Here is a 25077-nt window from a genome sequence, read left to right on the forward strand (position 1 = left end):
ATTTTTGTTTGTGTGGTTACTTACAATTATAATGGATGGGCGATTTTTTTGTATACTCAAAAAAGAAAGGGCTGCCCATAAGTCGGTTTCACCGACTTATGGGACAGCCTCTATTAGTATGATTTATGTATGAGGGATATTTTAAAGGATGTAAAACCGCGGGCGTTGGGCGGGCTTTAAAACCCTAAACCTGAAAAAGCTAAAAGTTCCGCAAGGAACAGGTAGTATTTTTTGTTTCGTACCTACAGGCTTGATCACAGGGTTGCTGCTCTGGTCTGTCATAAGGATTACAATTAATGTAAAAAGATCGAATAAGATTAACTTTTCAGTTCTCTTGCTGGTGTTCCTCTATCAAAATTATACTAGAAGTAAATACCATAGGATTAGAGGGGAAAGTATTGAAACGAAATTGGACTGAAGAAGAGCTTATAACTGATTTTATACTCATGCCAGATGAACTAAATTTACTTATGGGGAATAGAACAGAGGCAAACCGTTTGGGTTTTGCCCTGTTATTAAAATACTTCCAACAGGAAGCCAAATTTCCAGCGACAAAACAAGATATTCCAAGAGTTATTATTGAATATATCGCAAAACAAATAGATGTATCCCCAAATCGATTTGAAGAGTATGGGTGGGGTGGAAAAGAAAAGACCTATACTCGACATCGTAACACGATAAGAGAATTTTTTAGCTTTCGGGAGCTTACAGGTGCGGATAATGAACGGTTAAGCGAGTGGTTAGCGGAGCAAGTATCCCTGACACATGATATTGATTTCTTAACCAATCAAGCTTATGGCTTCTTTCGCAAACAGAAAGTGGAACCTCCTTCTCCAGGGAGTTTGAAACGAACTATTGATTCCGTAATCGATACTTTTGAAAAGAAGTTATATGAGACAACATATGAGCAACTGTCTCTCGAAACATGTGATCAAATTGATGCTTTATTAGATTCCCATACTAATGAGGATCAAGGAACAGAAAATCATGAGATTATGACTTTCCGGGATCTTTTATCTTCGCCACGTAAACCAAGTGTTGCCACAATGGAGACGGAAATACAGAAGTTGTTGATCATCCGCCACCTTAGTATTCCAGAGGGGCTCTTTGACCACCTGACGCCCAAGCTCGTCACCAAGTATCGCCTTCGCGCCGCAACCGAGACTGTGACAGAACTACGTGCACACCCTCCGGCCATTCGCTATACCATTCTGTCGATTTTTTTCTCACATCGTCAAGCGGAGATTATTGATGGACTGGCAGATTTATTAGATGAAATTACACACAAGTTTGGCAACAAGGCAAAGAACACAACACGTAAAGAAACAATAGAAGAATTAGAAAAAGTACAAGGGAAAAATAAGTACATTCTAAACTTATTAAAAGCAACCCTCGATCATCCCGATGGGATTATTCAAGATACGTTATACCCTATTGTAAGTTCTTCTACTATTCGTGATATCATCAGGGATCTGTCCAGGAGTAGTCGGGAATATAAAGAGAAGATTTATACAAAGATGCACGCCTCGTATCGAAGCCATTACCGAAAGGCTATTTGTGAGATTTTACAATTTGTGTAAGTCTTATGACGGAGTAGAGCAGCAACCCTGTGATCGAGCCCTTTATGTGCGTACAAAACATTGTACCGTTAAGTATCTCAATAACCTGATAGAACAAGATCATCGACATGTAAAACGTCGCTTTGCCAAATCTTCTGGATTCCAAAACATTCGTCATGCTTCAAGGACCATAAAAGAGATTGAAACGATTCAAGCCATATATAAACAAAGACGAAGTCTTGAATCAGACTCCGTCTTTTCAGTGTACAAAGAACTACAGCAACTAGAAACGATTGCTTAAAGCTCTGTTTCAAATCTATAGACCTCTCTATATTTTTTCTAACTTTGCAACAGAACCTTCTCAAGAGTATCAAACTCGGTGATTAGGAAGGAGTGGTATGGTGACCCCTATAATACGATGTCAAATAATTTGTTTTTTTAGCATTTCATATAGATATTTGATGTTATCAAAGAAACCTGAATTTCCTATTAATAATCAGCTTTTGTTGATGTGGGTGTAGTGTAAAAAGCAGCAATTAGCCAAATAATATTAATAATTAATCCTGCTACACAAAAACTTAGGGGTAGTAGATTAGAAATAATGTGTTCTGATTCATTCATAAATAAAATAACTCCAAGTATGGCTAAATTTATAACTAATCCAATAATGCAAAAAATTACCATGATATATTTCATGGAGTTGACTCCAGCTATATAAGCGGATAAAGGTATAATATATAGCAAGAGAATAATACCTATTGAAGACCACATACCAATGCTACCAAATTTATTAGCTGCAGACCCTGAATCTGCAAGTGGTGAAAGAGAAGAAGCTATCAATAAGGCACAAAAGAGTATTGCAGAAATTAAAGTTAATATAATAACCCTATTTTTTTTTGACATAACATTTATCATCCCTTTCAAAATTTTCTAATCATTACTCCCTTTTATTTTGATTATACACGTATCACTTAAGTGATAGGGGGAAAAAACAAAATGTTAATTAAATATAGGATTAATCCACAAATTCCCTTTTTTAATCCTTATATCCATTTTACATAGGGGGGATAAAAAATCAATTTCATTATAGCTATTGTTTGTTGATAAAATAAATTAGGGGTCTATGTATATAGACATAGACCCTAAGAAAAATTAGCAAACCGCAACACTAAGTGTACTAATTACTTTACAGTTGATACTCAAAGAAGAGCCTGCACGTAATTGGATATCTTTATCAGACGCTAACGTTTGAAGAGATAATACTTTGTTCATTCAAATCACCTCCTTTCAATGAGACTTTTTTTCCTTCAGGGTTATTATAAGAAGGAAATAGTTTTGAAATCTCTGGGATTGGTAACCAAGAAAAATCACGTGAAGAGATTTCATGAAGAGCTAGAAGCATACCACTTGCTCCTGAGAAAATGTCTCCCGATAATCTATAATTAAAATCTCCAGGAATAAAAAATTTACCTTCATCCTCAAGTAAATAAAGATTCATTGTTTCTATTGATTTTTCAACATATGACTTCTCATCTTGTAAATTAAATTCCGTATCAATTGCGTTTGCAGTAATAATTAGACCCGATAGTCCACGGAATAGCCCAGGACTATAAAAACATTTAGAGGCAGACATCTCTCCAATTGCTAAGAGTTCTTCATGCCAGGCCTTATTTTTTAATAGATGTCGCAATTCAATCATAGCGAGACCAATCCCAGCACTTCCACCAGCAAGATAAGGCACAAATCTTGAGTTATCCTTTACTTGATATAACCCTGATTCTTCAAGAACACATTGTCCAGTATCCTTTTCAATAGCACGAATAGATAAATTTAGCCAATGATCATTTTCAGTAATCCAATACAATGAACTAAATAACAATGATGCTCCTGACCATCCATCAATCAGGCCGATTGGAATTGCATCAAGATCATCAGGCCTGATTACAACATCACGATTAAGAAGTTCTTCTAATTGATAGCCGATTCCTAATGCCTTTTCAAAAAGTGATTCAAAACCAGGTAAAGTTGATGCTGATAATAACGACAATCCGATTCCTGACAATCCAGTTCTAAGAGATACATCTTCAGATTCAATTTGATTTGGAATCGAATCATACACCCTTTTAGCCTCTGTTATCATTCCAATTTCATAAAGCACGCTAGCAATTCCGGATTTTCCATTAAAAAGTCCATTATCAAGTTCATCAATATATTCTGCCCTGCTAAACTTTAGAGCCCATTCTTTTGCCTTTTCGGGTAATATTCCAGTGCGAGTTAGTGCCATTATTACTCCGAATCCTCCGGTCTGAATATTGAGTAACCCGTTATTAGACTCATATTGACGGATATCTCCTGGTAAGAGTCTATCCCCTTCTCTAAGATCGGAAATAATCCCTTTTCTAATACCTGAAATTACTTGTGGTAAATCATTTTTGTCAAAATATTTCTTAGGCGAAGATAGGATACTATCTATTGGTCTAGCCTCACGTTTTTCACATTCAGCTTCAATTTCTTTAATAATTTTTAATGCTTCTTCACCGAAATGTTTAAATATCCATTTATCATGTGTTTGAATTATGCTTTCAGCCATGTCTTGCACTGGTCCAATAGGAAGAAAAACATTTCTAGCTATACGTAATAACGCAAACCAATCAGCTTGCTCTCTATTAGATTTTACCGAACCTATAAACCCAGGAGTCATTAAACCAGAATGTTTAGTATCTGTAATATCACTTGCAGCTTCAAAATCTATTAACTTAACTTCATTTGTAGTAGTAATCATAACATTAGATGGTTGTAAATCCCCCATACCGATACCACGAGAATGTATTTCACCTATTGCTTTTTTAAGTTGCTTTAAAATCCCAACAGCTTTTTCACAAAATTCTTTGGAATCTTGATTTCTAGCAAATGGATAATATGCTGCCAGCCATGTATTAAGTGTAGATCCCGGAATGTATTCTTCAACAACAAACGTGTGCTCCCACTCTTGGAAAATTTCCTGATATTGAACAACACATTCAATTCCTTTTAAACGTTCAAGAATTTTAGCCTCATGATTTAGACGTTCCACCGCATCTCGACTTTGTCCATCAAGGCCCGCTCCTGGTCTTCCTTCTTTCAAAACAATTTCTTTCTCTGAATCCTTATCCTCAGCTAAATATACGCCTCCACCATTACTAAAATGAAGTGCAGATTTAATATTATAATTACTCAGTTTGGATTCTTCTAACATCATTTCTTCTTGAGCCTTGGTCATTTCTTGTATTAATTGTGGCTCTTCAACAAAATCTGGAACAACGTATGATGCACCACGAGAATCAGGAATATATTCACCAGATGGGTCCTTAATCGCTAATACCTTGGATGCGCCATCCTCCATATACATTTCTGTAAATGCTCCATATCGGAAATAAACATTGCCATCCAACCATCTCTTATCGCTAAGTATATATGGGCCTTTTTTTAAATCTTTTAGCATATTATGTAAACTATCTAAAAGAAACACAAATTGCTCCTCATCTACTGGATAGATTGTAATAAATTTACCCGAGCTTCCTCTATCACCATATTTAGAATTTTTAAGTATTAATTCCCAAAGGTTTGATACATGTTTGAAAGTAACAGAGTGCTCAAAAAGGAAAGCGGAAACTAAATCCAAAGTCTTTTGTGCTTCGCTTGAAGCTGCACTAATATGAATTTTCCAACCTTGAATAGGTAAAATAATATCGGATCTAAAATAATAAGTCCAATGATCATCTGATTGTGATTTCCATAATTCAGGCAAAGATGGAAGGTTCAACTTTGATTCCTCTGTCTTGCCTTTCGGAGGCTCATAATACCTTTCATTAGGAATAACATATCTTATATAGCGCATATCCATTTTAATTACCTCCATTAATTAATTTAAAAAATAATGTAAATCATACTAATAAATTAGAATATCAATCTTATTGATTACTATATTATTCAGGTAAACTTAATATTTATGTACTAAAACTCTTGGGTCAGCTGATAAACAGCCTGATGCTACTTGATATGCAGCTTCAATTGTTTTCCCCCAATAAGGTCCCCAAAGTGTATTCTTTACAGACTTCATTGAAAGGCTTGAAACAGAATTCTGTACATATAATCCTTCATATTTTGTTATCCAAGGCCCTCCAGACATCCCACTCTTCCCCTTACAGCTTATTCCCTGTAGTGAAGAGTTTTTAAATCTATCCTTTTGTGCTATGCCCTGACTAATTAGAGGGTTTTTAGCAAGAAATAACCGGTTTTGAAATCCACAAACCCAATAATTTAAATCTCGGGGTATATTAAATGCGGCAGGAAGAGCATATTTATAATAATTACTATTTGTTTCAAACCTTGATTCAAGAACAAGGAATCCAGTGTCGTATTCAACTGCACCTTGTTCGGCCCATACTCTCGGAACGGTGGCTAAAACAGGTTTAAAGGAAATGCGAAAATCCTTCCCTTCTACATATGGTAAAAATGCAATCTGTTCATAAAAACTCTGAGTTTCCCAATCGTATATACAATGTGCTGCAGTTGCGATTAGTGGCATATTAGGAGATTTAATAATATTCCCGCTACCTAATGATCGTTTGCCATTTACCCAGAATTCAACCTTTCCTAAACATGACAATAACATTTTTTCGCTGTCACTTAGTCTACTACCGAGAAACACCGCCATTCCATTTCCCCCTAAACAGCATGTTAAAAATAAATATAACTAAATGAATAAATACTAAATAAATAATTTTTTAATCAAACAAAATTAAACTAATTTACAATATATTGAATAAATTCTAAATATTAACACACAAAAACTATATAATTACACATTAAGATTGTCAAGTCTTAATTTTAAATAGTGTAACTTTTCGGAAAATATATCTATATTTTCCGTTTTATGTAAATATTAATTAATCTTAACATGAAGTTAACTTTATAGTTTTATGCAAAAACTGTCAAGTAATGGTTTATGTTCAAAAAAATAGAAAATAAATACAAAAATAGTAAGATCGGATACTTAAAAATTTCTTTACTGAACAGAGAAATTTTCTATAGCCAATCTTACTATTAACTTAAATAACTAAAATTTTTCAATATAGGCATCCTGAAAATAAAGCTTTTCTTTTATTTAATTCAAGAAGCAACTTGTTATTTGATTTTTTCTTATCAAATGTATTAAATCACGTTGTTAATTCTAGAGTTAACTGCTGTTCTACTAATTGTTTATAAAGGGGGTGTGTTTCTAACAACTTTTTATGAGTACCTGCTCCAGTCACCACTCCACCTTCTAAAATTATTAATTGATCTGCTTGTCGTACTGTTGCCAAACGGTGGGCAATAACGAATGTTGTTCTCCCTTTCATTAATTTTTCTAATGCTTCTTGGACAAGTCTCTCGGAGGTACTATCAAGATGTGCTGTTGCTTCATCTAACAATAAAATTTCAGGATTACGAATCATCGCACGTGCAATCGCTAGACGTTGACGTTGCCCACCCGATAAGCGAATTCCTCTTTCTCCTACTTCTGTTTCATATTGATCCGGTAATGATTCAATAAACTCTTCTAGGTTTGCGTGAGCGACCGCTTTTCTAATCTCTTCTGCTGGGACGTTCTCTAAGCCATATGTTAAATTTGAGCGGATTGTTCCTGACATCATTGGTGAATCTTGTGAAACATAAGCTATTTTTTTTCGCCAGTCAACCAATTGCATTTTATGAATAGATTTGCCCTTATATGTAATATCTCCCTCATTGGGGTTATAAAAGCGTTCAAGTAGTGAAAACAATGTTGTTTTTCCAGCACCACTCGGTCCAACAAAAGCTGTCATCTGTCCTATTTTTGCTTGAAAAGAAACTGAATTTAAAATAGATTTCCCTTTTGAATAGGCAAAAGAGATATTCTGAAATGACAATGTATCATCCGTAAAATCTAAATAATTTAATGGGCACATATCTGGTTCTGGTTTTGCTAACAGAATTTGATTTAACCGTTCACTTGCCCCTAAAGCTTTTTGAAACTGTGTAAATAAACTAGCTAATTGTGCGAAAGGAACTGAAATCTGAAATAGATAAAAAATAATTGCAACAAGTGCACCTGCTGAAAGTGTTCCTGCAGCAACACGAGTACTACCATAACCAAAAATAACAACAAGTAAAAGTAACATTACACTCATTGTTAATGGCTGAATAATAGCCATAATTCTAGCCTCTTTTATCCCATAACGAAAAAGTTGTGTCATTCTCTTTAATCCTATTTGCTCCTCATACTTTTCTGCTAATGATGACTTAACAAGACGAATATCAGTTAACACTCGACCTAAATCACTTTGAAATGATGCCGTCTCATCTTGAAGAGAGCGAGATACTTTATACATACTTTTCCCTAGTGGTGCTATTATAAGGCCAGCTAAAGGAACAACCACAATCATCATAAGTGTTATTTTCCAGTCAATTGATATTAATAGAATTATGGAACCAATAATTGAAATAACCCCTGATATAAAGGGAATCAATTGACCTGTTATAAAATCTTTTATAATCAATGTATCATTACTCATACGACTCATTGTTTCTCCAGATGGGTGGCGATCAAAAAATGAAATAGGTAAATGTAGTATTTGTTTCCACGTTTTTTCACGCAAAGCTAGTACAACACTTTGTCCCACAAAATTCATGGTATACAAGGCTAAGCCTGACATAATTAATTGTGTGACAAAAACACAAATTAAAATGGCAATCATTTTAGTACTTATCTGTTCTAAAGTCATTCCATCTATAAATTTCTTTGTTACTAATGGAACTGCTAAAGACAAACATGTCTCAATAATAACAAGTACCATCGCCAGTGCAAGTAACCATTTCGCTGGCATAAAAATTTTAATCATGTACCAAAATTTCTTTATTCCTAGTGTGCTTTTCGTACTATTGGCCACTTTTTTATCCTCCCTATGCAATATCTTTTTTAATCAGTTGTCATTACCAAATAAATACAATACCTAGCAATTAAAATGTAACAGTATGTAGTTATTTTTGCACCTGATTTTTTGGTAATTCTGATAATTCGCAACGAATATATCATTTTACTATTCTTTTGTAAAAAAACCAATAGTTGACAAACTTCGCATGGCATTATATGGTTATTTTGCGCTGAATTTTTTGAATCTAGATAAAGATTGCTTAAAACAACGTTTTTCCATTTTATTCAATAAAAAACAACACTTGACAATTTTAATGCAAAATTATATGGTTATTTTGCGCTGAATTTTCTGAATTTCAGACAATTGATTTTTTTTAGTTTAGTTTTTCCATTTATTTCATTTGGAACCATTACTTTTCAAGTTTAATATATAGGTATATGGTTATTGTTGTGTTGTTAGATTTCAGAATATATTTAATTTTTTAGTTGTTTTAACAATCATTTGAATTCAATTAAAATACAGCGCTTAATTGTGATGATTGTCTGTCTGAATGTTCAGTCTTTACTTTGAGCTTATATTCTAATTCGCGTTATCTTAAAAATAAAAAATAGAAAGGGGGATGCCAAGTGTCTTACAATCAACAAATGGCAAAAGTACTTGAATTGCAGGAAATGAAAAAAACTGCAGTGCAAGGAGGACTTACTTCAAATTTAAGCTTTATTTGTAAAAAGGAAAGTACTATTAGCGTATTTACATGTCTACCAGTGTAAAAAGGAAAATACTATTCGCGTATTTACATGTCTACCAGGGCAATAATAATAAATATTTTGCTTGGAACTAAATTCGGAAGGAAGATGGATAATGTCTTATAAAAACAAAATGTCAAACGTTTTGGATCTTCAGACTTTAGAAACAGGAAATGTATCTACAGCAAATAAACTATATTCAACAAGTAGTTATTTTGGATGTCCAAATAATACAGTTGCAAGTACTGTAAGTATTATGGCTTGCTAATATCGCTTACATGAACTTTGTACTGAAAGGAGGTGATTTGAATGAACAAAGTATTATCTCTTCAAACGTTAGCGTCTGATAAAGATATCCAATTACGTGCAGGCTCTTCTTTGAGTATCAACTGTAAAGTAATTAGTACACTTAGTGTTGCGGTTTGCTAATTTTTCTTAGGGTCTATGTCTATATACATAGACCCCTAATTTATTGGTAAAATAATTATTTGAATGAAATCCATTTCTTTAGAACAAATAGAACAAACAAGCTTTGCTTCTTTAAAAAATGATAACAACTTTATTACCGTCCTCTATTCATCTTGTAAATCCTGTCTTTGTTTTAAACTTAGTTGATATACATAATACAGCAGTATAAACCACATATAAATAGAATACTTCCTAATAATAGGCATATTTCCAGCCATAGTTTGATGTAATAAAAGTAAGATATGCAACAACCGTGACAATAATGGTTAATACTATCAATTCAACAATAAATGATTTTTGAGGATTTTTTATTGTCTTTTCTTGTCTTACATTAATACTCATTGATAAATAAGCAGATACGACTGATGTTAAAATAAATACTATCTAAAGAGGATTCTCATGCATTCTATCATCATTATTTCCCCTTACTTGAAAGGTATTCTGCTACTTCTTTTGGAACTTTAAAACTTAAATTTAGGTTCCTGGTTTGAAATTTAATATAAGGACTGTCTTTATAAGTGGTTATTGTAGCTATTTGTTTAAGTTCCTTTTCATTCGTATTATCCTCTCCAAATTTGATGGTATCTTCTTGATACATTTTATAAATCCTGCTTTTTGCTGCATTGGAAGGAATATCCTCATTACTCCATTTTTCAATCTTTAGTTTATTAACAAAGTCAGTTCTATCATCTTTATTATCGATGATACTTAAAACGGATTCTGGATTTTCGACTGACAAAATTTCTATTTTTTGAACCTTCTCAAGCCCAAAATCTTCTTTTTTATTCTCTTTTTCTATGCTACACCCCATTAAAAATATTGATATGCTTAAAACAAATATAGATGTCAAATAAATCTTTTTCATAATGCCCTCCTGTAAACTACAAATAATCAATATTTATGGATAATTTTAACATTTGTTAGATATTTAATATATAGGTCCGAAGTCGTAATAAATCTCCGTCTCAAGACTGAGATTTATTACATCAAAAATAAAATTCCCTATTTAATTAACCTCCTGTTAGTTGAATAAGGACTACACATTGAATTTTGACAGTCGTAAACTGTCATATGTGTCCGTAATTTCAATAATCTCTTATTTCGAGGATTTTTTAAATTTTGATTACGATACGTGAATTTAATTAAAAAGCCCCCATAGATCATAGACCCATGAAAGTGTAATGACCCAGTAAAGTGAGACAAGGATAAAGCACCCCCACTGTCGTATGTAAATGTAAACGACAAATTGGAGGTGTTTTTTCTATGGGTAAAAAGAAAAATTATTATCCAGAATCCATGAAGAGACAAGTGATTGAATTGAAGTTAGAGGGAGAATTAACCAATCGTGAAATTATGGAGAAGTTTGGTATTCGTAATGTAAAACAGATCAAAACATGGATGAAATGGTTTCGAAATGGAGAAGAACATCGATTCGCACAACCAATCGGCAAACAGTATAGTTACGGAAAAGGTCCTGCAGACTTAACGGAAATAGAAGAATTAAAACGAACAAATGCTTATCTTGAGATGAAAGTAGAACTATTAAAAAAGTATCAGGAAATCGAAAGGAGATGGTCCCAGAAGTCATCATTACGCTCGTAGAAGAAATGAAAGATCGATATGCCATTGGTCTCATCTGTGAATGCATGGGTATCTTAGCAATACACGTGAACCGAAAGACCGTACAAAGAATTATGCAAAAATATAACCTTCAGTGTAGAGTGAAGCCAAAACGAAAAGTGAAGATATTAGGAGAAAGTCAAAAGATAGTACCAAATCGTTTCGAACAAAATTTTCAAGCAGACCGACCAAATCAAAAGTGGGTAACGGATATTACGTACTTACCTTTTGGAGAATCTATGATGTATTTATCAACAATTATGGACCTGTATAATAACGAAATCATCGCTTATCGTGTGAAAGAGAGTCAAGATGTAACCCTTGTATTAGAGACATTAGAGGCTGCCTGTAAGAACCGAGAAGTAAAAGATGTTATCCTTCATAGTGATCAGGGATCCGTCTATACTTCTTATGCTTTTCAGAATTTAGCTGAAGAAAAAGGCATTATCACAAGCATGTCCCGGAAAGGAAACTGCTTCGATAATGCCGTCATCGAATCCTTCCACTCCACCATAAAGTCGGAAGAATTCTATACCCAAAAAAGGGTACGTCTTACAAATTCTATTGTACTAGAAAAAGTGAATGATTTCATGCATTATTATAATCACATGCGACCGTTTAAAAAATTAAACTACCTGTCCCCGATTGAATATAGGGAACAGGTAGCATAGGTGTTTTATTCCTGTCTCACATCAGTGGTCCAGTTCATTCACAATACTGATCTTTTGTTTTATGCCAATTGTGTAAACCATCTTGTGTTGGTTCGCCCTGCTGCTGACAGTGTTTATCTACAATTATGTTTGTTATTACGAAACCTGCGGCCACGCAAAACGCTATGCCGATGATCACATATTTATTTTTCATATCGTCACCTTACCTTTTTTCAATTCCCGTATTTCCTGCATTAATAACGTTTGGTTGTATAGTAGCGTTGTCAATTGCTTAGAAACGTTGTCCAATTCCTCTAATACACGCTTATATGATGCATTCTGATCAAATAATTCCGGGTTGTCTTCCTCGAAAGCTTGTGCCATTTGTTTTCTGCGAAATTTATAAATGCTGCTGTTAATGTTGACTTCTCGATTTTCTGAAATTTCACCAGTATCGATCATTTTATATTTGAGCCAAACTTGTTTATCCTCGCCTATGTATCTGTCCAATATCTCTAAACGGACGCTTGCTATTTCGTGAACACTAGAAACATAGTATTTGCGACTCTTTCTTAGTTCGGCCGGTCTCAATTTATCACTCATACAATCACCTTATCTTTACCATAAAAAGTTATATTCACACGGTTTACTTTAACAATATTCGACTTTTTATAACCTCCTTAATTAAAAAATATTGATATTATTATTTTATATTTCTTGTATTTTTATTACGAAGATAGGATAATAGATTTCCTATAAAGATGATAGATCCGCATATGCCTTGAAACCATCTCAACATAAGTGGTTGATCTGAAAAAAAAGCTAAAGTTGTCATAATCCCCCCGTAATTATTAGGATTCTATCTAGTACAGGGTCGTTTTTTTGTGTTTTCATTTAGTATCACCATTTATTTCATTTTCTGTATATAAGGATAATTATAAATGAATGACAAAGAAAGTTTATTGGTTTTTATATATGTAATTATGCATATTATATTTGTTTTTTTATTTTTATAGATGTTTTGAACTAAAAAGACAACTTATTTTAAAGGCGTTTTTTTAGGGGTCTCGCTACATCCCCATCAACCTAAGAAAAATAAACTACCCTATAGCCATCAAGCTAAAATTTTATAGTACCCCCAGAACGAAATTTTGTGCTAACTTTTAACAAAAAAGCTCATTTTTTCGTTTTGGGGTAATCCTAAATCCTTAAGTTGATGGGCATGTATGGTGACCACTAATAAAAAAAGTGAAACCCGTTAGGGTTTATTTGGTATGCGCATTTTTAAGAATATACTTCTATTTTAAGAATGTTTTAACCCGGCTGAACAAAAGTTCAGTTTGGTTACACTCTTAAGTTGATGGGCATGTGTGGTGACCACTATTAGGGGTAGCATCACATGCCAAATAAACCTATGAAAATATGAAATGTCTTAATTGTTGAGTTAGCTAAGGTATAAAACGAAAGCACTCGAAAGGGTGCTTTTTTATTTTTCACCAAAGTCCAGAATTTTACATTTATTTTTGATAAATATTATTAATATATTACATATTTCTCCAATTGGATGTATGTTTAAAGCGTACCAAATAATAAAAATTAGGGGGATTAAGCTGTGAAAAAGAAGAAAATATTTCCGGTGTTACTTTCTTTAGGTTTAGCATTTGGTGTAGGAGTTACTACCCTAGCAATTCCTGCTACAAACGCTAGTGCAGAAATAGGGAATGAACAAGAACCTATAATTTTAAAAGGTAGCAATGGCTCCGCTGGTTACGATTTTAATGTTCCGGCAGGTTATGGACATGTTAAAATGTATTTTAAAAATCTTGGTGAAACTGCTGTAACAGTTTATTTGAAACATGAAAGTGGTAAATATTATATAGAAAAGAAAAAAATTGAACCAGGCGAGAGATATGATTGGATAAGTAACACAACATATCCTCAAGGAGTTAGAGGGGGTAAATATGACCTCTCACTAACTAGTGGTAATAAACCTACTAAAGTTGAATTTTCTTTTAAAGCATCTGATAACAAGTGGTAATAGAAAGAGGACGGGGCACCGTCCTCTTTTTTTGTTTATTGGCCCAGTACCAGCGTAACTGTGTTTAGGGGCAAAGCAGCTTGTTTTGTAACAAAAATTAACGTTTATGTTACACATATCAGAGAAAAATAACATTTGGTAAAAAATGTATTACCATGACCTATTTTTACACATATCTCGGCTGTACCCCACTATTCTCATTAACATAAGAGAATAGTAACGTGCTTTTAACTTCAAAAATAGTCTAAATCCTTAAGTTGATGGATGTGTATGGTGACCCCTTATAGCAAATTTCTCCGCTTGGAAAAGCTCAACTCAACATCAGCTCTTAAAATTTTTCGGCTTAATCCCTTGACACCGCGCGCTTAATGGCTGCGGGCGTTGGGCGGGCTTTAAAAACCTAAACTTGAAAAAGCTAAAAGTTCCGCAAGGAACAGGTAGTATTTTTTGTTTTTTACTGCTCCACTTCGTTACTGCAGTAAAAAACAATCCTTGCCAAACTTTTTTCGGCTCGATTCGCTTTTTTCGCCAAGCCGAAGGACAAAAAGCAAAGCAATTGTTCTCGACTTGGACTAGCAATTATACGAGCCGAACCGCTTAGATCATTCGTTCAAAAATAGTTCTTACTCAAAATTTTGATACGTTTAGTACGTGGGGTTTCGTCCCCACACGACGAGCCAGCACTCCAAACAAAAAGCAAGGAAATCCCTAAATTTGATTAGTTAGTTTTTTATTATAGTTACGGTATGTGAAATTTAAAGTTCATTCTTATGAAAAATACTAAACTACATGCAAATTCAACTAAAATCATTTATAATGCTCTATTTCCTTTTTTATAAGCACTTAGCTAAATTGAATATAATTGTATTAGCTCATCCACTATCTCGTCCTACAAACGAATCTGAACACCCACTTTTTCCTAAACGCAAATTTTGAGTGATTATTTTATTCAATTTTAGATTTTGGCTCTCCAAACCATTTAAACATTGCTTTTCTTGTGATGATCCATTCTTTTCTTGTACCACTTGGGGGTAGAAAGAATTTAACTAATCCCTCATCGATCATTTGTTGTAATTCTTTTTTCTGTTCTTCATTTAACATAGATGGACTGTATTTATTCTTTAATGTGTCCCTTTTGATTCCCCATTTGTATGCCGCTTCAGCGGGTGTCATATAACTTTCAATTTCTTTCATTTTTAATTCTCCCTTATGCTTTATTAAAACAAAGGGAATAGCTAAGATTCCCCTTGTTTTTGACTTATTACATCTCTTTATTTAAAAAATTTCTAACTGAAGGATGTTTTGTTTCTAAGATTGCTAAGCGAAAGCCAGTCAGATGTGAAGATTTTCATTTTACATTCCACCTTTCAAATGATTTACCTTTAAATATGTTAACACTCACATTTTCTCACTCGGCAGAGTGCCAATACACTGTTTTATAATCAATAATATATTTAGTATTTCCTTCGAGAAGGACGAAATTTATATCTCTGATGTCTAGAACTACTCCATGATATGACAATTTCTCATTATCATAACCAATTTCAGTTGTCCCAACAGAAATTGTATCTCCTACCTGTACATTAGCTTTAAATTTTATAATTCCTAATTCGTTCATATACTTTTTCTCCTCCTTATTATGGTATAATAGGAGAAGGGAATGGATCAGATTCCCTTCTAGTCATTCGTTTTAGCGGCGGATGTCTTCTTTATTTTTCATTTTAAAATACCTATTTGCTACTCCTGTGAATAGTTGATCTACTGATAATCCCCTTTCAAAAATTCCTTCTAAATCTTCTTCAGATATGTTACACATTACTTGCATTGCAAGGAGCTTAAATTTTTGTTCTGAAGTTAACTTATTCATCTCTTTTTCCTTTCTTCTTTGATGAAAACCAATAACTTCAACAGGCTTTTTTTCTTCTTGTAGCTCTTCCTTTATGTCTAGTGAAGTATCACTATCTAACCCCTGCATATGTTCTTCAGCTTGTAACATCTTTTGCTGATATGTCCAATCATTTATATGAAAATCTTCAAACATCTCTTTTGCAACTTCTTGAATTTTCTTTTTATATTCCTCAGATAATGTTCGATTAGCGAAGACATAATTAGCGCCATTATATAATTTCCCTTCATATTCATAACCAGGGGTCCCGCCAACATAACGCGAATTTCGTACGTTAAGGAATTTTTTATTTAAAAAACTTGGTATTTCCGTACGTTAAGAAGGTTCCATAAACGGTATTTGATGTTTGGTACGGTACTTTGTTTTTGGTAATGAGTTTTGGAACTGGATTTTAAACATAATCCAGTCGTTTTTGATAGGTATAAATAAAGTTCCTTAAACGTCCGTTTTTGATTCTTATTACGAAACCCTTGTTATACGTACAGAATCCTCGTTATGTTGGTGCTACCCCTTTCTGTAAAGGGATTCTTTTTTTGTTTCAAAAGGTACACCTTTTGAAGTATCTAGATATCTATGAAAAACATTGCTTCAAAACATCAAAAACTACACATTTGAAGTACTTCTAAAAAATAAATACCTTTTGAAGTAAATTTGTTATAATAAACTTATAGAAAGGATAAAGGAGTTACTAAAGTATGAATGTCAGAAAATTCGCTTACATCCGTGTAAGTAGTAAAGATCAAAATGAAAATCGGCAACTTGAAATTATGAGGCAATATATAAAAGACGAACGGGATATTTTTATCGATAAACAAAGTGGAAGAGATTTTAATCGAGAGCAATATCAACTTTTAAAACGAATGTTAAGAAAAGGGGATATTTTATACGTTCACTCACTTGATCGTTTCGGAAGAAACAAGGAAGCCATCCTTCAGGAATGGAAAGATATCACCAAAAATATTCAAGCACATATTATTGTCCTGGATATGCCATTGCTTGATACGACACAATACAAGGATAGTTTAGGGAATTTAATTACAGATCTTGTATTACAAATTCTTTCTTGGCTTGCTGAAGAGGAACGAACAAAAATTAAGACTCGTCAACGAGAAGGAATTGAAATCGCTAAGAAACAAGGGAAACATTTAGGAAGACCTAGAACTGAAATTACTGAAGAATTTATTGCAGCTTACACAGAGTGGAAAAAAGGTGAAATTTCAGCATTAGAAGCAATGAGAAGATGTAATATGACTAGCCCGACATTCTATAGGGTAGTCAAAAGATATGAAAATAGAAAATAATCTTATCTACAAAAAAATTTTATTTTTTCCTTAGTTACAAGAGTGCTGGTATTGGTCCTTATGAGAAAATTGGGTAAATTTCTTGTTTTCTAAAAAGGAATTTCACCGTAATACATAAAGGCCTTAGCTAATTGCACATTACTTTTGGTTTCTTGTACAATATAAGAAAGAGAAATAGACAGGGAGAGGAAACCCATGTCCACAAAATTAGTAAATTTACGAATCGATTTTGCTTTTAAACAGTTATTCGGAACAAAAGGAAACGAAGAAATTTTAACTGGTTTCTTGAATGCTGTGTTAGAGGAATCTTTAGATGCACCTATTACATCTTTACAATTGGAAGATCCACATCTTCATAAATCTTATGAAGATGATAAGTTATCCATATTAGACTTATTAGCAACACTCGACAACGGAACACAAGTGAATATAGAGATTCAGCTTCGAAATACACATGATATGGTGAAACGCTCTCTATATTATTGGAGTAAGCTCTACACATCCCAAATGCAAGAGGGGATGCCGTATCGTTCACTTCGGAAAACAATTACCATTAACTTATTAGATTTCATATTATTTTCTCATGACGACTCATTTCACACCATCGGCCAATTATGGAATACCAAAACACAACAGATACTAAGTGATGATATTGAAATTCATTTTGTAGAGATTCCAAAATTAGTGAAACAATGGCGCGAAGAAAAAGTAAATCCATGGGAAAATTCATTTGTCCGTTGGATGTTATTGTTGCCAGCCCACGAAGATGAACATTTAACTCAAACATTGGAGGAGATTGCGATGAATCAAGATCCAATTTTACAAAAGGCAATAACTAAATGGGAAAATATGAGCCATGATTCTTCCTTCCGAACAGCTTATGAAGCTCGTGAGAAAATACTTCTAGATGAACAAGCTAAAATAGCTCATGCACGAGAAGAGGGATTAGAAGAAGGTATTGAACAAGGAAAAATCCAATTAATTCGTGGTATGCATAAAAATGGCATGCCATTAGAAGATATTGCAAAATTCACTGGTCTCAGTACAGACGAAATACGAAAATTACTATTATAATTATATATCATGGCAAAAGCTTTGCGAAAACTCCCGCAAAGCTTTTTATTTTATCCATCTATATGACCATTTTGGGTTTCTTTGCCCATCCCCCGAAAAAGGGGGATAAGACAAAAAATACCAATTAATAAACAATCAACGTAACAAAAAGGTAGAAGATTTATATTGTGACAAATTATTTTTGAGACAGCATTTAGTTACATCTAAATTCAATACAATCTAGTTTAGAATTTAAAAAGAAAAAATGTAACAAAAACGGTCGTTTTTGTTACAAAACGAACAACTAAGACTGAAACCTAAATTTGCCCACAACTAATATGGAATATTTTGTATTAATACCCCTTTTCGGGGGATGGGCAAAAACATCCGACTTTTAATTTTTTACATATTAATTTATAATTTGTTTTCCTCATATTCTTTCATTATTTTATAGAAAGTATTTTTCTTCAGCTCTAATAGTTCCATAAATTGAACCCAGTTATTTCTCTATTTTTCCACTTAGTTGTACAGTCACATGCCCATCAAGTTAAGATTTTGAGACACCCCCATAACGAATATTTTACCTTTTTACAGTTATTTATGAGAATTCGGCTCATTTTTTTTATTTTGGGGAAGAATCAATTTCTTAAGTTGATGGCGATGGGGTACGGCAACCATTCCTTCTTTTTGGAGCCACTCGGCAATTTTTATAGTTTTTAAGGTGTTTTACTATGCCGAATATGAATTCGGTATAGTAAATGAATGAGAAATTATTAGTTTTCTTTACCGAACACGTAATTTTCCATTCGAATCCCACTGTACCGAACACAAAAAACTGTAAAAATCGGCTTATAAAGTACCTTTTTCTTGAGTGGCTCAAAAAGTAAAGAATGGTTGCCATATGCCTCTATGTTAAATGAAGAACAGAAAAAAGAATTACAACAAATGATCGATGAGGGATTAGTTAAATTCTTTCTGCCCCCAAATGGTACAAGAAAAGCAATGTTTAAATGGTTTGGAGAGCCAAAATCTAAAGTTGAATAAAATAATCACACAAATTTTGTGTTTAGGGAAAAAACGGGTGTTCAGATTTGTTCGTATAACGAGATATGGGTTTAGTTAATATAATTATATTCAATGCATCTAAGTGCTTATAAAGAAGAAGATAGAGCATTATAAGTGATTTCGGTTAAATTTGTAGGTATTTTATTTTATTTTTCATAAGAATAAATGTAAAATTTTACATATATTATTTATAATAAAAAACAAATTAACCAAATTTAAGGGTTTCCTTGCTTTTTGTTCGGAGTACTGGCTCGTCGTGTGGGGACGAAACCCCACGTACTAAACGTATCAAAATTTTGAGTAAGAACTATTTTTGAACGAATGATCTAAGCGGTTCGGCTCGTATAATTGCTAGTCCAAGTCGAGAAAAAATACTACCTGTTCCTTGCGGAACTTTTAGCTTTTTCAGGTTTAGGGTTTTAAAGCCCGCCCACCGCCATTAAGGGGTAGCGTCCCGAAAATGCGGACTTACAACGTTAAGTTGTTTATAGTATTAAAAATGAATAACTTAACAACGATAAGGATTTTGAGATAAGTCATACGAGACACTCGCAAACCTTATTTGAAGCAAAATCAGTTAAGTATCAATAGAGTAGACCCTATTGATACAGGGATTTCTACCTTGACGTTGTAAATCCGCAAAATCCTGATGCTACCCCATATAGTATCTGTTTCTAAAGCATTTCTATTATGAGAACAGAAACGATGTGCGTTTTCAAAGTCTTTTTTCACTACTAGATTCTCCCTTTTTTATGTTTTTACTTTTATATTTTATAATGAATATTGGATTCGTAGAGAGTTTACATAATGTCCTATTATAAGAAGTTAGATATTCCCATAATCCCCATGATACAAACATTCTGTGCATGACTTAAGATCTATCCTTCTATTTTACCTTCTAGTAATTGTTTTATATATTGCGTTTAGATGTTCAGGTGTTAAACTATTTGTATATTATCTAAATAGCCATCTGAACAGAAAAACAAGGAAACCCTTGTTTTTCTGTTCAGATGTTTAGATGTGTAGAAGGATGGTGATCTGAACAGTGCAACAAGAAGACTGGTTATCAGCTGAAGAAGTAGCCAAGGAAATAAAAGTATCAGCTATGACTATAAAACGAAACTGTCAAACCTACAGTAGTTTTTTAAATTTCCAACAAGGTGAAAAGAACAAGTATTTAATTCATCAAGAATGTATACCTGTTTTTCAATTTATAGCTAAAATGAGAAATAAAAGAAACCTCCAAAAAAAACAAATTATTGAGCTCCTCAGTAAAGAAGGATTACCTGAATATATAGACATTGAACCTATCCAAATAACTAAACAACAACCTGGACAAATCCAAGTAGAACGAGGAGTTGTAGCTATTCAGGAATTGGATAGAATTGTTGCTGAAAGAGTATCTGAACAGCTTAAAAAACATGAAGAAAATTTAAAGGAATGGTTAACTGAACAGAAAAAACAACAACAAGATTTTCAAAAAATTGATGAACGTGATCAAAACCTAATGGCTATGATCCGTGAAAACCAGGAGATTAAAAAATTGATTGCAGCCACCCAACAAAAAAAGTGGTGGCAATTTTGGAAATAGAAAAAGCCTTGCTTATATGCAGGGCTTTTTTATACAGAATTCTATACAGATTTTTGTACTAATAGGGTAATTTTGCCCAAATCCCCGAAAAGGGGGAATAAGATTGATTCATTATAAATTTATATGTTATTTCAAAAAGTACACTTTATGACATAGCTGAAAATCTAGACTATTTCATTTTAAAAATACAACTTAATAATATTTGAAACATGTCAATGCAATTGTATATATTTTGAAATGCATATTTTAAAAAGTACCCCAAAATCTTTATTGATAAGGATTTTTCACAATACGTTTTTCTTATTCCCCTTTTCGAGGGGATAGGCAAAAACACCCTAAAATAAAAATCCATATAAACAGAAATTTTTTCTAGAATAACTGATTATCGACATTAAATTATGCAATGTTACATAATTTTTTTTTTTATTTTCTCTTTTTTTTGACAGCAATAGACAGTATACTACTTTCTAAAGCGCTAAATATTTTTAGAAGTTATACGAGGTAAATATCATGAAAAACAAAAAAAGAAGAGCTACAGTTGCATTAATAACAGGATTAGCTTTAACAGCTGTAACACCATATGGAGTAAGTCATGCAGAGGAAACGAATCAACTACAAGTTCAAATTCAGGAGGATTCGTTCCGTACAGGTGAACTTACACAACCATCACAAAAGGAACCAGAGAATGTAGTAAAAGATGCGCTTAAGGAAAAGACAGAGCAAGCTTTGTCTCCAAAACAAGTGAATGGAGAAACGGGAGTAGATTATAAGGTTATTCAAAAACGCGGTTCTTATGATGGAACTACACTTATGCGTATGCAACAAACATACGAAGGAAAAGAAGTATATGGGCATCAGTTGACTGCACACGTAGATAAAAAGGGTGTTGTTAAAAGTGTTTCAGGGGATAGCGCGCAAAATTTAAAACAAGAAGATTTAAAGAAGCCTATTAATCTATCACAAGAAGAAGCGAAACAATATATTTATACGAAGTACGGGAATGATATCAAGTTTATTTCTGAGCCAGAAGTAAAGGAAGTTATTTTTGTTGATGAAAATAATGGACAAGCCAGCAATGCATACCAGGTTACATTTGCTGCGGCAACACCAAAATATGTATCTGGGACTTATTTAGTGAATGCTAATAATGGTGAAATGTTAAAAAATATGGTACAAGAATCAAATTTAAAAGCAAGTAAGAAGCTTGTTGATACCTTAAAAAAAAGTAGAAAAAGTAATCTTACATCATTAAACAGCAATCTTACATCAGCAACTGGAACAGGAAAAGATGATTTAGGTATATCTCGTACATTTGGTATTTCTAAACAAAGTAATGGAGAATATGTACTTGCTGATTACACTAGAGGGCAAGGAATTGAAACGTATGATGTGAATTACAGAGATTATAATACAGAGGCAAACTATTACCCTGGTACACTAGCAACTAGCGCTTCAACAACATTTAATGATCCAAAAGCGGTAAGTGCTCATTTCTTAGCAACAAAGGTATATGATTTTTATAAAGATAAATACAAGCGTAATAGTTTTGATAATAAGGGACAAAAAGTAGTTTCAGTTGTACATGCCTGGAATTCTAGTGATACAAATGATCCGAAGGATTGGCAGAATGCATTTAGTTCGGGTAGCATGCTTGTATATGGAGATCCTATTGTAAAGGCATTTGACGCAGCGGGACATGAATTTACACATTCGGTTACATCTAGCGAATCCAATCTTGAATATTCTGGAGAAGCTGGTGCGATTAACGAGGCGTTATCGGATATTATGGGAACAGCTATTGAGAAATATATAAACAATGGGAAATTTAACTGGACAATTGCAGAACAAACTGGATCAATTTTCCGTGATATGGCAAATCCACCTTCAGTTCTTTCTTCATCTAGAATACCGTATCCAGATGATTATAGTAAATTTAACGATTTTAATGGAAGGGATAATGGAGGTGTTCATTTTAACTCAAGTATTATTAATAAAGCTGCGTATTTAATTGCAAAAGGTGGCACTCATAACGGTGTAACTGTAGAAGGTATTGGCGAGGATAAAATGTTTGATATTTTCTATTATGCAAACACTGATGAATTAAACATGACTTCTAATTTCTCTGAATTGAGATCAGCGTGCTTTCGAGTTGCAACAAATAAATATGGCGCGAACTCAACTGAAGCTCAAGCAGTCGAAAAAGCTTTTGATGCAGTAAAAATTAAGGGGACAGTGAAAGAACCTGCTGAAAACCAAGCGCCGGAGTTAACTGTACCTTCTACAACTACACTACATGTAGGTGATACGTTCGACCCGATGAGAGGTGTAAAAGCTGCTGATAAAGAAGATGGTGATTTAACAAATAGAGTAAAACATAAAGGCAATGTAGATACTTCTAAACCAGGTAAATACATTGTGGAGTACTCGGTTGTCGATTCCCAAGGGGTTAATGCAACAGCTACACAGACTGTAATTGTAGAGGAAAATGGAGAAACTCCAGATATGGAACCTAAATTAACAGTACCTGCTGAAACTACAATTAATGTAGGAGATTCATTCGATCCAATGGCAGGAGTATCAGCTACTGATAAAGAAGACGGCGACCTTACTTCTAAAGTAACAGTTGATGGTAAAGTAGATACATCTAAAGCCGGTACTTACGCATTAACTTACACAGTTACAGACTCTAAAAGTCATAAAGTAACTGCGAAACAAGCAGTAACGGTTAAAGATAGAGTAGAAGTTAAAGATGAACAACCAGTACTAACAGTACCTGCTGAAACTACAATTAATGTAGGAGATTCATTCGACCCAATGGCAGGAGTATCAGCTACTGATAAAGAAGACGGCGACCTTACTTCTAAAGTAACAGTTGATGGTAAAGTAGATACATCTAAAGCCGGTACTTACGCATTAACTTACACAGTTACAGACTCTAAAAGTCATAAAGTAACTGCGAAACAAGCAGTAACGGTTAAAGATAGAGTAGAAGTTAAAGATGAACAACCAGTACTAACAGTACCTGCTGAAACTACAATTAATGTAGGAGATTCATTCGACCCAATGGCAGGAGTATCAGCTACTGATAAAGAAGACGGCGACCTTACTTCTAAAGTAACAGTTGATGGTAAAGTAGATACATCTAAAGCCGGTACTTACGTATTAACTTACACAGTTACAGAATCTAAAGGTAATGAAGTAACTACAATACAAAAAGTGTTTGTGAAAGATAAAGACACTAACAATGGTAATGGCCCTGATAAAGACACTAACAATGGTAATGGCCCTGATAAAGACACTAACAACGGTAATGGCCCTGATAAAGACACTAACAACGGTAATGGCCCTGATAAAGACACTAACAACGGTAATGGCCCTGATAAAGACACTAACAACAGCAATGCTTCTGATACTGGTAACAGTAATATCTCAAAAAATAGTACTTCTGATAAAAAAGAAGTTACATATAAAGAGCTTCCAAAAACGGGTGCAAGTACAAATAACAGTGCAGCAATGGGTGTATTGATGGTTCTTGCAGGTATTGTTCTTTCTTTTGGTCGTAAATTTAGAAAGGTATTAAAATAATAGTAACTTATTGCGTTTTTCTTTACCGAACACGTAATTTCTCATTCTAATTTCACTTTACCAAATACAAAAAACTATAAAAATAGGATTATAAAGTACATTTTTCTTGAGTGGCTCCAAAAGTAAAGAATCGTTGCCGTACCCCTTATTAACAATACAAAGAAAGGGAACCTGCTACATTATCATATATAATTTTATATATAAGGATGTATAGATAAAACATAAGCGCTTACTATAATAAGAGCATAAAGATAAATCACATCGTAGCAACAACAAAAGGAGGTGAAATCATATGGCAATCGCAATGGCAGTTTTTAAATTTATTGGTGGGATCTTTCCACTCGTACAAGAACTTTTAAAAGCAGTAATGTAAGTTCGTTATTCAGCACAATTATTTATACAAATGATCTGTATAGCGAAGATGAATCAAGGTGCAGATTAGAGGAGGTGAAATCATATGGCAATCGCAATGGCAGTTTTAAAATTTATCGGTGGATTACTTCCATTCGTACAAGAACTTTTAAAAGCAGTAATGTAAGTTCATTATTCAGCAATTATTC

Annotated in this window: 19 protein-coding genes and 4 pseudogenes; 12 read left to right on the plus strand and 11 right to left on the minus strand. The window is 33.5% G+C overall.

From position 1 onward, the window contains the following. Positions 1 to 398: 398 nt before the first annotated feature. Both MR076_RS24345 and MR076_RS24350 read left to right on the plus strand, forming a co-directional pair. A pseudogene (locus tag MR076_RS24345) lies at positions 399 to 1571 on the plus strand (DUF4158 domain-containing protein); the annotation flags it as partial. A 52-nt stretch (positions 1572 to 1623) separates the two neighbouring features. Continuing rightward, positions 1624 to 1860 (plus strand): annotated as a pseudogene (locus MR076_RS24350) (DDE-type integrase/transposase/recombinase); the annotation flags it as partial. Between the two features lie 188 nt (positions 1861 to 2048). Here the strand turns inward: MR076_RS24350 and MR076_RS24355 are convergent. From MR076_RS24355 to MR076_RS24370, 5 genes are all read right to left on the minus strand, one after another. After that, positions 2049 to 2462, minus strand: coding sequence for a DUF5391 family protein (locus MR076_RS24355; RefSeq protein ID WP_242225008.1), 414 nt, complete (start codon positions 2460 to 2462; stop codon positions 2049 to 2051). Positions 2463 to 2711: 249 nt separating this feature from the next. After that, positions 2712 to 2831: a class III lanthipeptide gene (locus MR076_RS26905; protein WP_242225017.1), complete on the minus strand. Its 120-nt coding sequence runs from the start codon at positions 2829 to 2831 to the stop codon at positions 2712 to 2714. Beyond that, on the minus strand, positions 2794 to 5442 hold the full coding sequence (gene lanKC, locus MR076_RS24360; protein WP_242225010.1) for a class III lanthionine synthetase LanKC: 2649 nt from the start codon (positions 5440 to 5442) through the stop codon (positions 2794 to 2796). The genes MR076_RS26905 and lanKC overlap by 38 nt, the downstream gene beginning before the upstream one ends. Before the next feature lie 96 nt (positions 5443 to 5538). Then, positions 5539 to 6255: a trypsin-like serine peptidase gene (locus MR076_RS24365; protein ID WP_242225012.1), complete on the minus strand. Its 717-nt coding sequence runs from the start codon at positions 6253 to 6255 to the stop codon at positions 5539 to 5541. A 502-nt stretch (positions 6256 to 6757) separates the two neighbouring features. Then, entirely contained in the window at positions 6758 to 8509 is a 1752-nt protein-coding gene (locus MR076_RS24370) for an ABC transporter ATP-binding protein (RefSeq protein ID WP_396021736.1), read from the minus strand. Between the two features lie 611 nt (positions 8510 to 9120). Here MR076_RS24370 and MR076_RS24375 point away from each other — a divergent pair. The 3 genes from MR076_RS24375 (at position 9121) to MR076_RS24380 (ending at position 9669) form a co-directional block, all read left to right on the plus strand. Beyond that, a complete protein-coding gene (locus MR076_RS24375; protein WP_242225014.1) occupies positions 9121 to 9264 on the plus strand; it encodes a class III lanthipeptide in 144 nt (47 codons plus the stop codon). 109 nt (positions 9265 to 9373) lie between these two features. Continuing rightward, positions 9374 to 9508, plus strand: a complete 135-nt coding sequence (locus MR076_RS26910) for a class III lanthipeptide (protein ID WP_396021737.1) — start codon at positions 9374 to 9376, stop codon at positions 9506 to 9508. A gap of 41 nt (positions 9509 to 9549) precedes the next feature. After that, a complete protein-coding gene (locus MR076_RS24380; RefSeq protein WP_242225017.1) occupies positions 9550 to 9669 on the plus strand; it encodes a class III lanthipeptide in 120 nt (39 codons plus the stop codon). 454 nt (positions 9670 to 10123) lie between these two features. Here MR076_RS24380 and MR076_RS24385 read toward each other — a convergent pair whose 3' ends face one another. Further along, positions 10124 to 10573, minus strand: a complete 450-nt coding sequence (locus MR076_RS24385; RefSeq protein ID WP_242225019.1) for a hypothetical protein — start codon at positions 10571 to 10573, stop codon at positions 10124 to 10126. Between the two features lie 398 nt (positions 10574 to 10971). On the opposite strand from MR076_RS24385, the pseudogene MR076_RS24390 reads away from it, so the two are divergent. Continuing rightward, positions 10972 to 11999 (plus strand): annotated as a pseudogene (locus tag MR076_RS24390) (IS3 family transposase). Between the two features lie 189 nt (positions 12000 to 12188). On the opposite strand, the gene MR076_RS24395 reads toward MR076_RS24390, so the two are convergent. Continuing rightward, the gene (locus MR076_RS24395; RefSeq protein WP_242225021.1) at positions 12189 to 12581 is read right to left on the minus strand and encodes a hypothetical protein; all 393 of its coding nucleotides are present in this window, start codon (positions 12579 to 12581) and stop codon (positions 12189 to 12191) included. Between the two features lie 1009 nt (positions 12582 to 13590). Between MR076_RS24395 and MR076_RS24400 the strand changes: the two genes are divergently transcribed. Next, on the plus strand, positions 13591 to 14016 hold the full coding sequence (locus MR076_RS24400) for a hypothetical protein (RefSeq protein ID WP_242225023.1): 426 nt from the start codon (positions 13591 to 13593) through the stop codon (positions 14014 to 14016). A gap of 945 nt (positions 14017 to 14961) precedes the next feature. On the opposite strand, the gene MR076_RS24405 is transcribed toward MR076_RS24400, so the two are convergent. The 3 genes from MR076_RS24405 to MR076_RS24415 all read right to left on the minus strand — a co-directional run bounded on the left by MR076_RS24405 (position 14962) and on the right by MR076_RS24415 (position 16057). Then, positions 14962 to 15210 (minus strand): helix-turn-helix domain-containing protein, encoded by a 249-nt coding sequence (locus MR076_RS24405; protein WP_242225026.1) that lies wholly within the window; start codon positions 15208 to 15210, stop codon positions 14962 to 14964. 214 nt (positions 15211 to 15424) lie between these two features. After that, positions 15425 to 15634: a hypothetical protein gene (locus MR076_RS24410; RefSeq protein ID WP_242225028.1), complete on the minus strand. Its 210-nt coding sequence runs from the start codon at positions 15632 to 15634 to the stop codon at positions 15425 to 15427. 72 nt (positions 15635 to 15706) lie between these two features. Beyond that, entirely contained in the window at positions 15707 to 16057 is a 351-nt protein-coding gene (locus tag MR076_RS24415) for a hypothetical protein (RefSeq protein ID WP_242225030.1), read from the minus strand. A gap of 560 nt (positions 16058 to 16617) precedes the next feature. On the opposite strand from MR076_RS24415, the gene MR076_RS24420 reads away from it, so the two are divergent. Both MR076_RS24420 and MR076_RS24425 read left to right on the plus strand, forming a co-directional pair. Beyond that, entirely contained in the window at positions 16618 to 17223 is a 606-nt protein-coding gene (locus MR076_RS24420; protein ID WP_035435913.1) for a recombinase family protein, read from the plus strand. A 195-nt stretch (positions 17224 to 17418) separates the two neighbouring features. Then, the gene (locus MR076_RS24425) at positions 17419 to 18297 is read left to right on the plus strand and encodes an Rpn family recombination-promoting nuclease/putative transposase (RefSeq protein ID WP_242225032.1); all 879 of its coding nucleotides are present in this window, start codon (positions 17419 to 17421) and stop codon (positions 18295 to 18297) included. 393 nt (positions 18298 to 18690) lie between these two features. On the opposite strand, the pseudogene MR076_RS26640 reads toward MR076_RS24425, so the two are convergent. After that, positions 18691 to 18797: pseudogene (locus MR076_RS26640) on the minus strand (recombinase family protein); the annotation flags it as partial. 346 nt (positions 18798 to 19143) lie between these two features. Here MR076_RS26640 and MR076_RS24430 point away from each other — a divergent pair. From MR076_RS24430 to MR076_RS24440, 3 genes are all read left to right on the plus strand, one after another. Continuing rightward, complete coding sequence (locus tag MR076_RS24430; protein ID WP_242225034.1) at positions 19144 to 19320, plus strand: hypothetical protein; 177 nt, start codon at positions 19144 to 19146, stop codon at positions 19318 to 19320. A 1066-nt stretch (positions 19321 to 20386) separates the two neighbouring features. Next, entirely contained in the window at positions 20387 to 20932 is a 546-nt protein-coding gene (locus MR076_RS24435; protein WP_242225035.1) for a DUF3967 domain-containing protein, read from the plus strand. 510 nt (positions 20933 to 21442) lie between these two features. Further along, entirely contained in the window at positions 21443 to 24517 is a 3075-nt protein-coding gene (locus MR076_RS24440; protein WP_242225036.1) for an immunoglobulin-like domain-containing protein, read from the plus strand. The last annotated feature ends 560 nt before the right edge of the window (positions 24518 to 25077 follow it).

The organism is Bacillus cereus group sp. BfR-BA-01380, assembly GCF_022663535.1.
Taxonomy (GTDB): Bacteria; Bacillota; Bacilli; order Bacillales; family Bacillaceae_G; genus Bacillus_A; species Bacillus_A cereus_BB.

Coding starts and splice junctions, on each gene's coding strand:
- MR076_RS26910 (WP_396021737.1), top strand. CDS start 9,374: ATGTCAAACGTTTTGGATCTTCAGACTTTAGAAACAGGAAATGTATCT.
- MR076_RS24420 (WP_035435913.1), top strand. CDS start 16,618: ATGAATGTCAGAAAATTCGCTTACATCCGTGTAAGTAGTAAAGATCAA.
- MR076_RS24365 (WP_242225012.1), bottom strand. CDS start 6,255: ATGGCGGTGTTTCTCGGTAGTAGACTAAGTGACAGCGAAAAAATGTTA.
- lanKC (WP_242225010.1), bottom strand. CDS start 5,442: ATGGATATGCGCTATATAAGATATGTTATTCCTAATGAAAGGTATTAT.
- MR076_RS24425 (WP_242225032.1), top strand. CDS start 17,419: ATGTCCACAAAATTAGTAAATTTACGAATCGATTTTGCTTTTAAACAG.
- MR076_RS24355 (WP_242225008.1), bottom strand. CDS start 2,462: ATGTCAAAAAAAAATAGGGTTATTATATTAACTTTAATTTCTGCAATA.
- MR076_RS24380 (WP_242225017.1), top strand. CDS start 9,550: ATGAACAAAGTATTATCTCTTCAAACGTTAGCGTCTGATAAAGATATC.
- MR076_RS24395 (WP_242225021.1), bottom strand. CDS start 12,581: ATGAGTGATAAATTGAGACCGGCCGAACTAAGAAAGAGTCGCAAATAC.
- MR076_RS24440 (WP_242225036.1), top strand. CDS start 21,443: ATGAAAAACAAAAAAAGAAGAGCTACAGTTGCATTAATAACAGGATTA.
- MR076_RS24385 (WP_242225019.1), bottom strand. CDS start 10,573: ATGAAAAAGATTTATTTGACATCTATATTTGTTTTAAGCATATCAATA.
- MR076_RS24415 (WP_242225030.1), bottom strand. CDS start 16,057: ATGTTTGAAGATTTTCATATAAATGATTGGACATATCAGCAAAAGATG.
- MR076_RS24405 (WP_242225026.1), bottom strand. CDS start 15,210: ATGAAAGAAATTGAAAGTTATATGACACCCGCTGAAGCGGCATACAAA.
- MR076_RS26905 (WP_242225017.1), bottom strand. CDS start 2,831: ATGAACAAAGTATTATCTCTTCAAACGTTAGCGTCTGATAAAGATATC.
- MR076_RS24410 (WP_242225028.1), bottom strand. CDS start 15,634: ATGAACGAATTAGGAATTATAAAATTTAAAGCTAATGTACAGGTAGGA.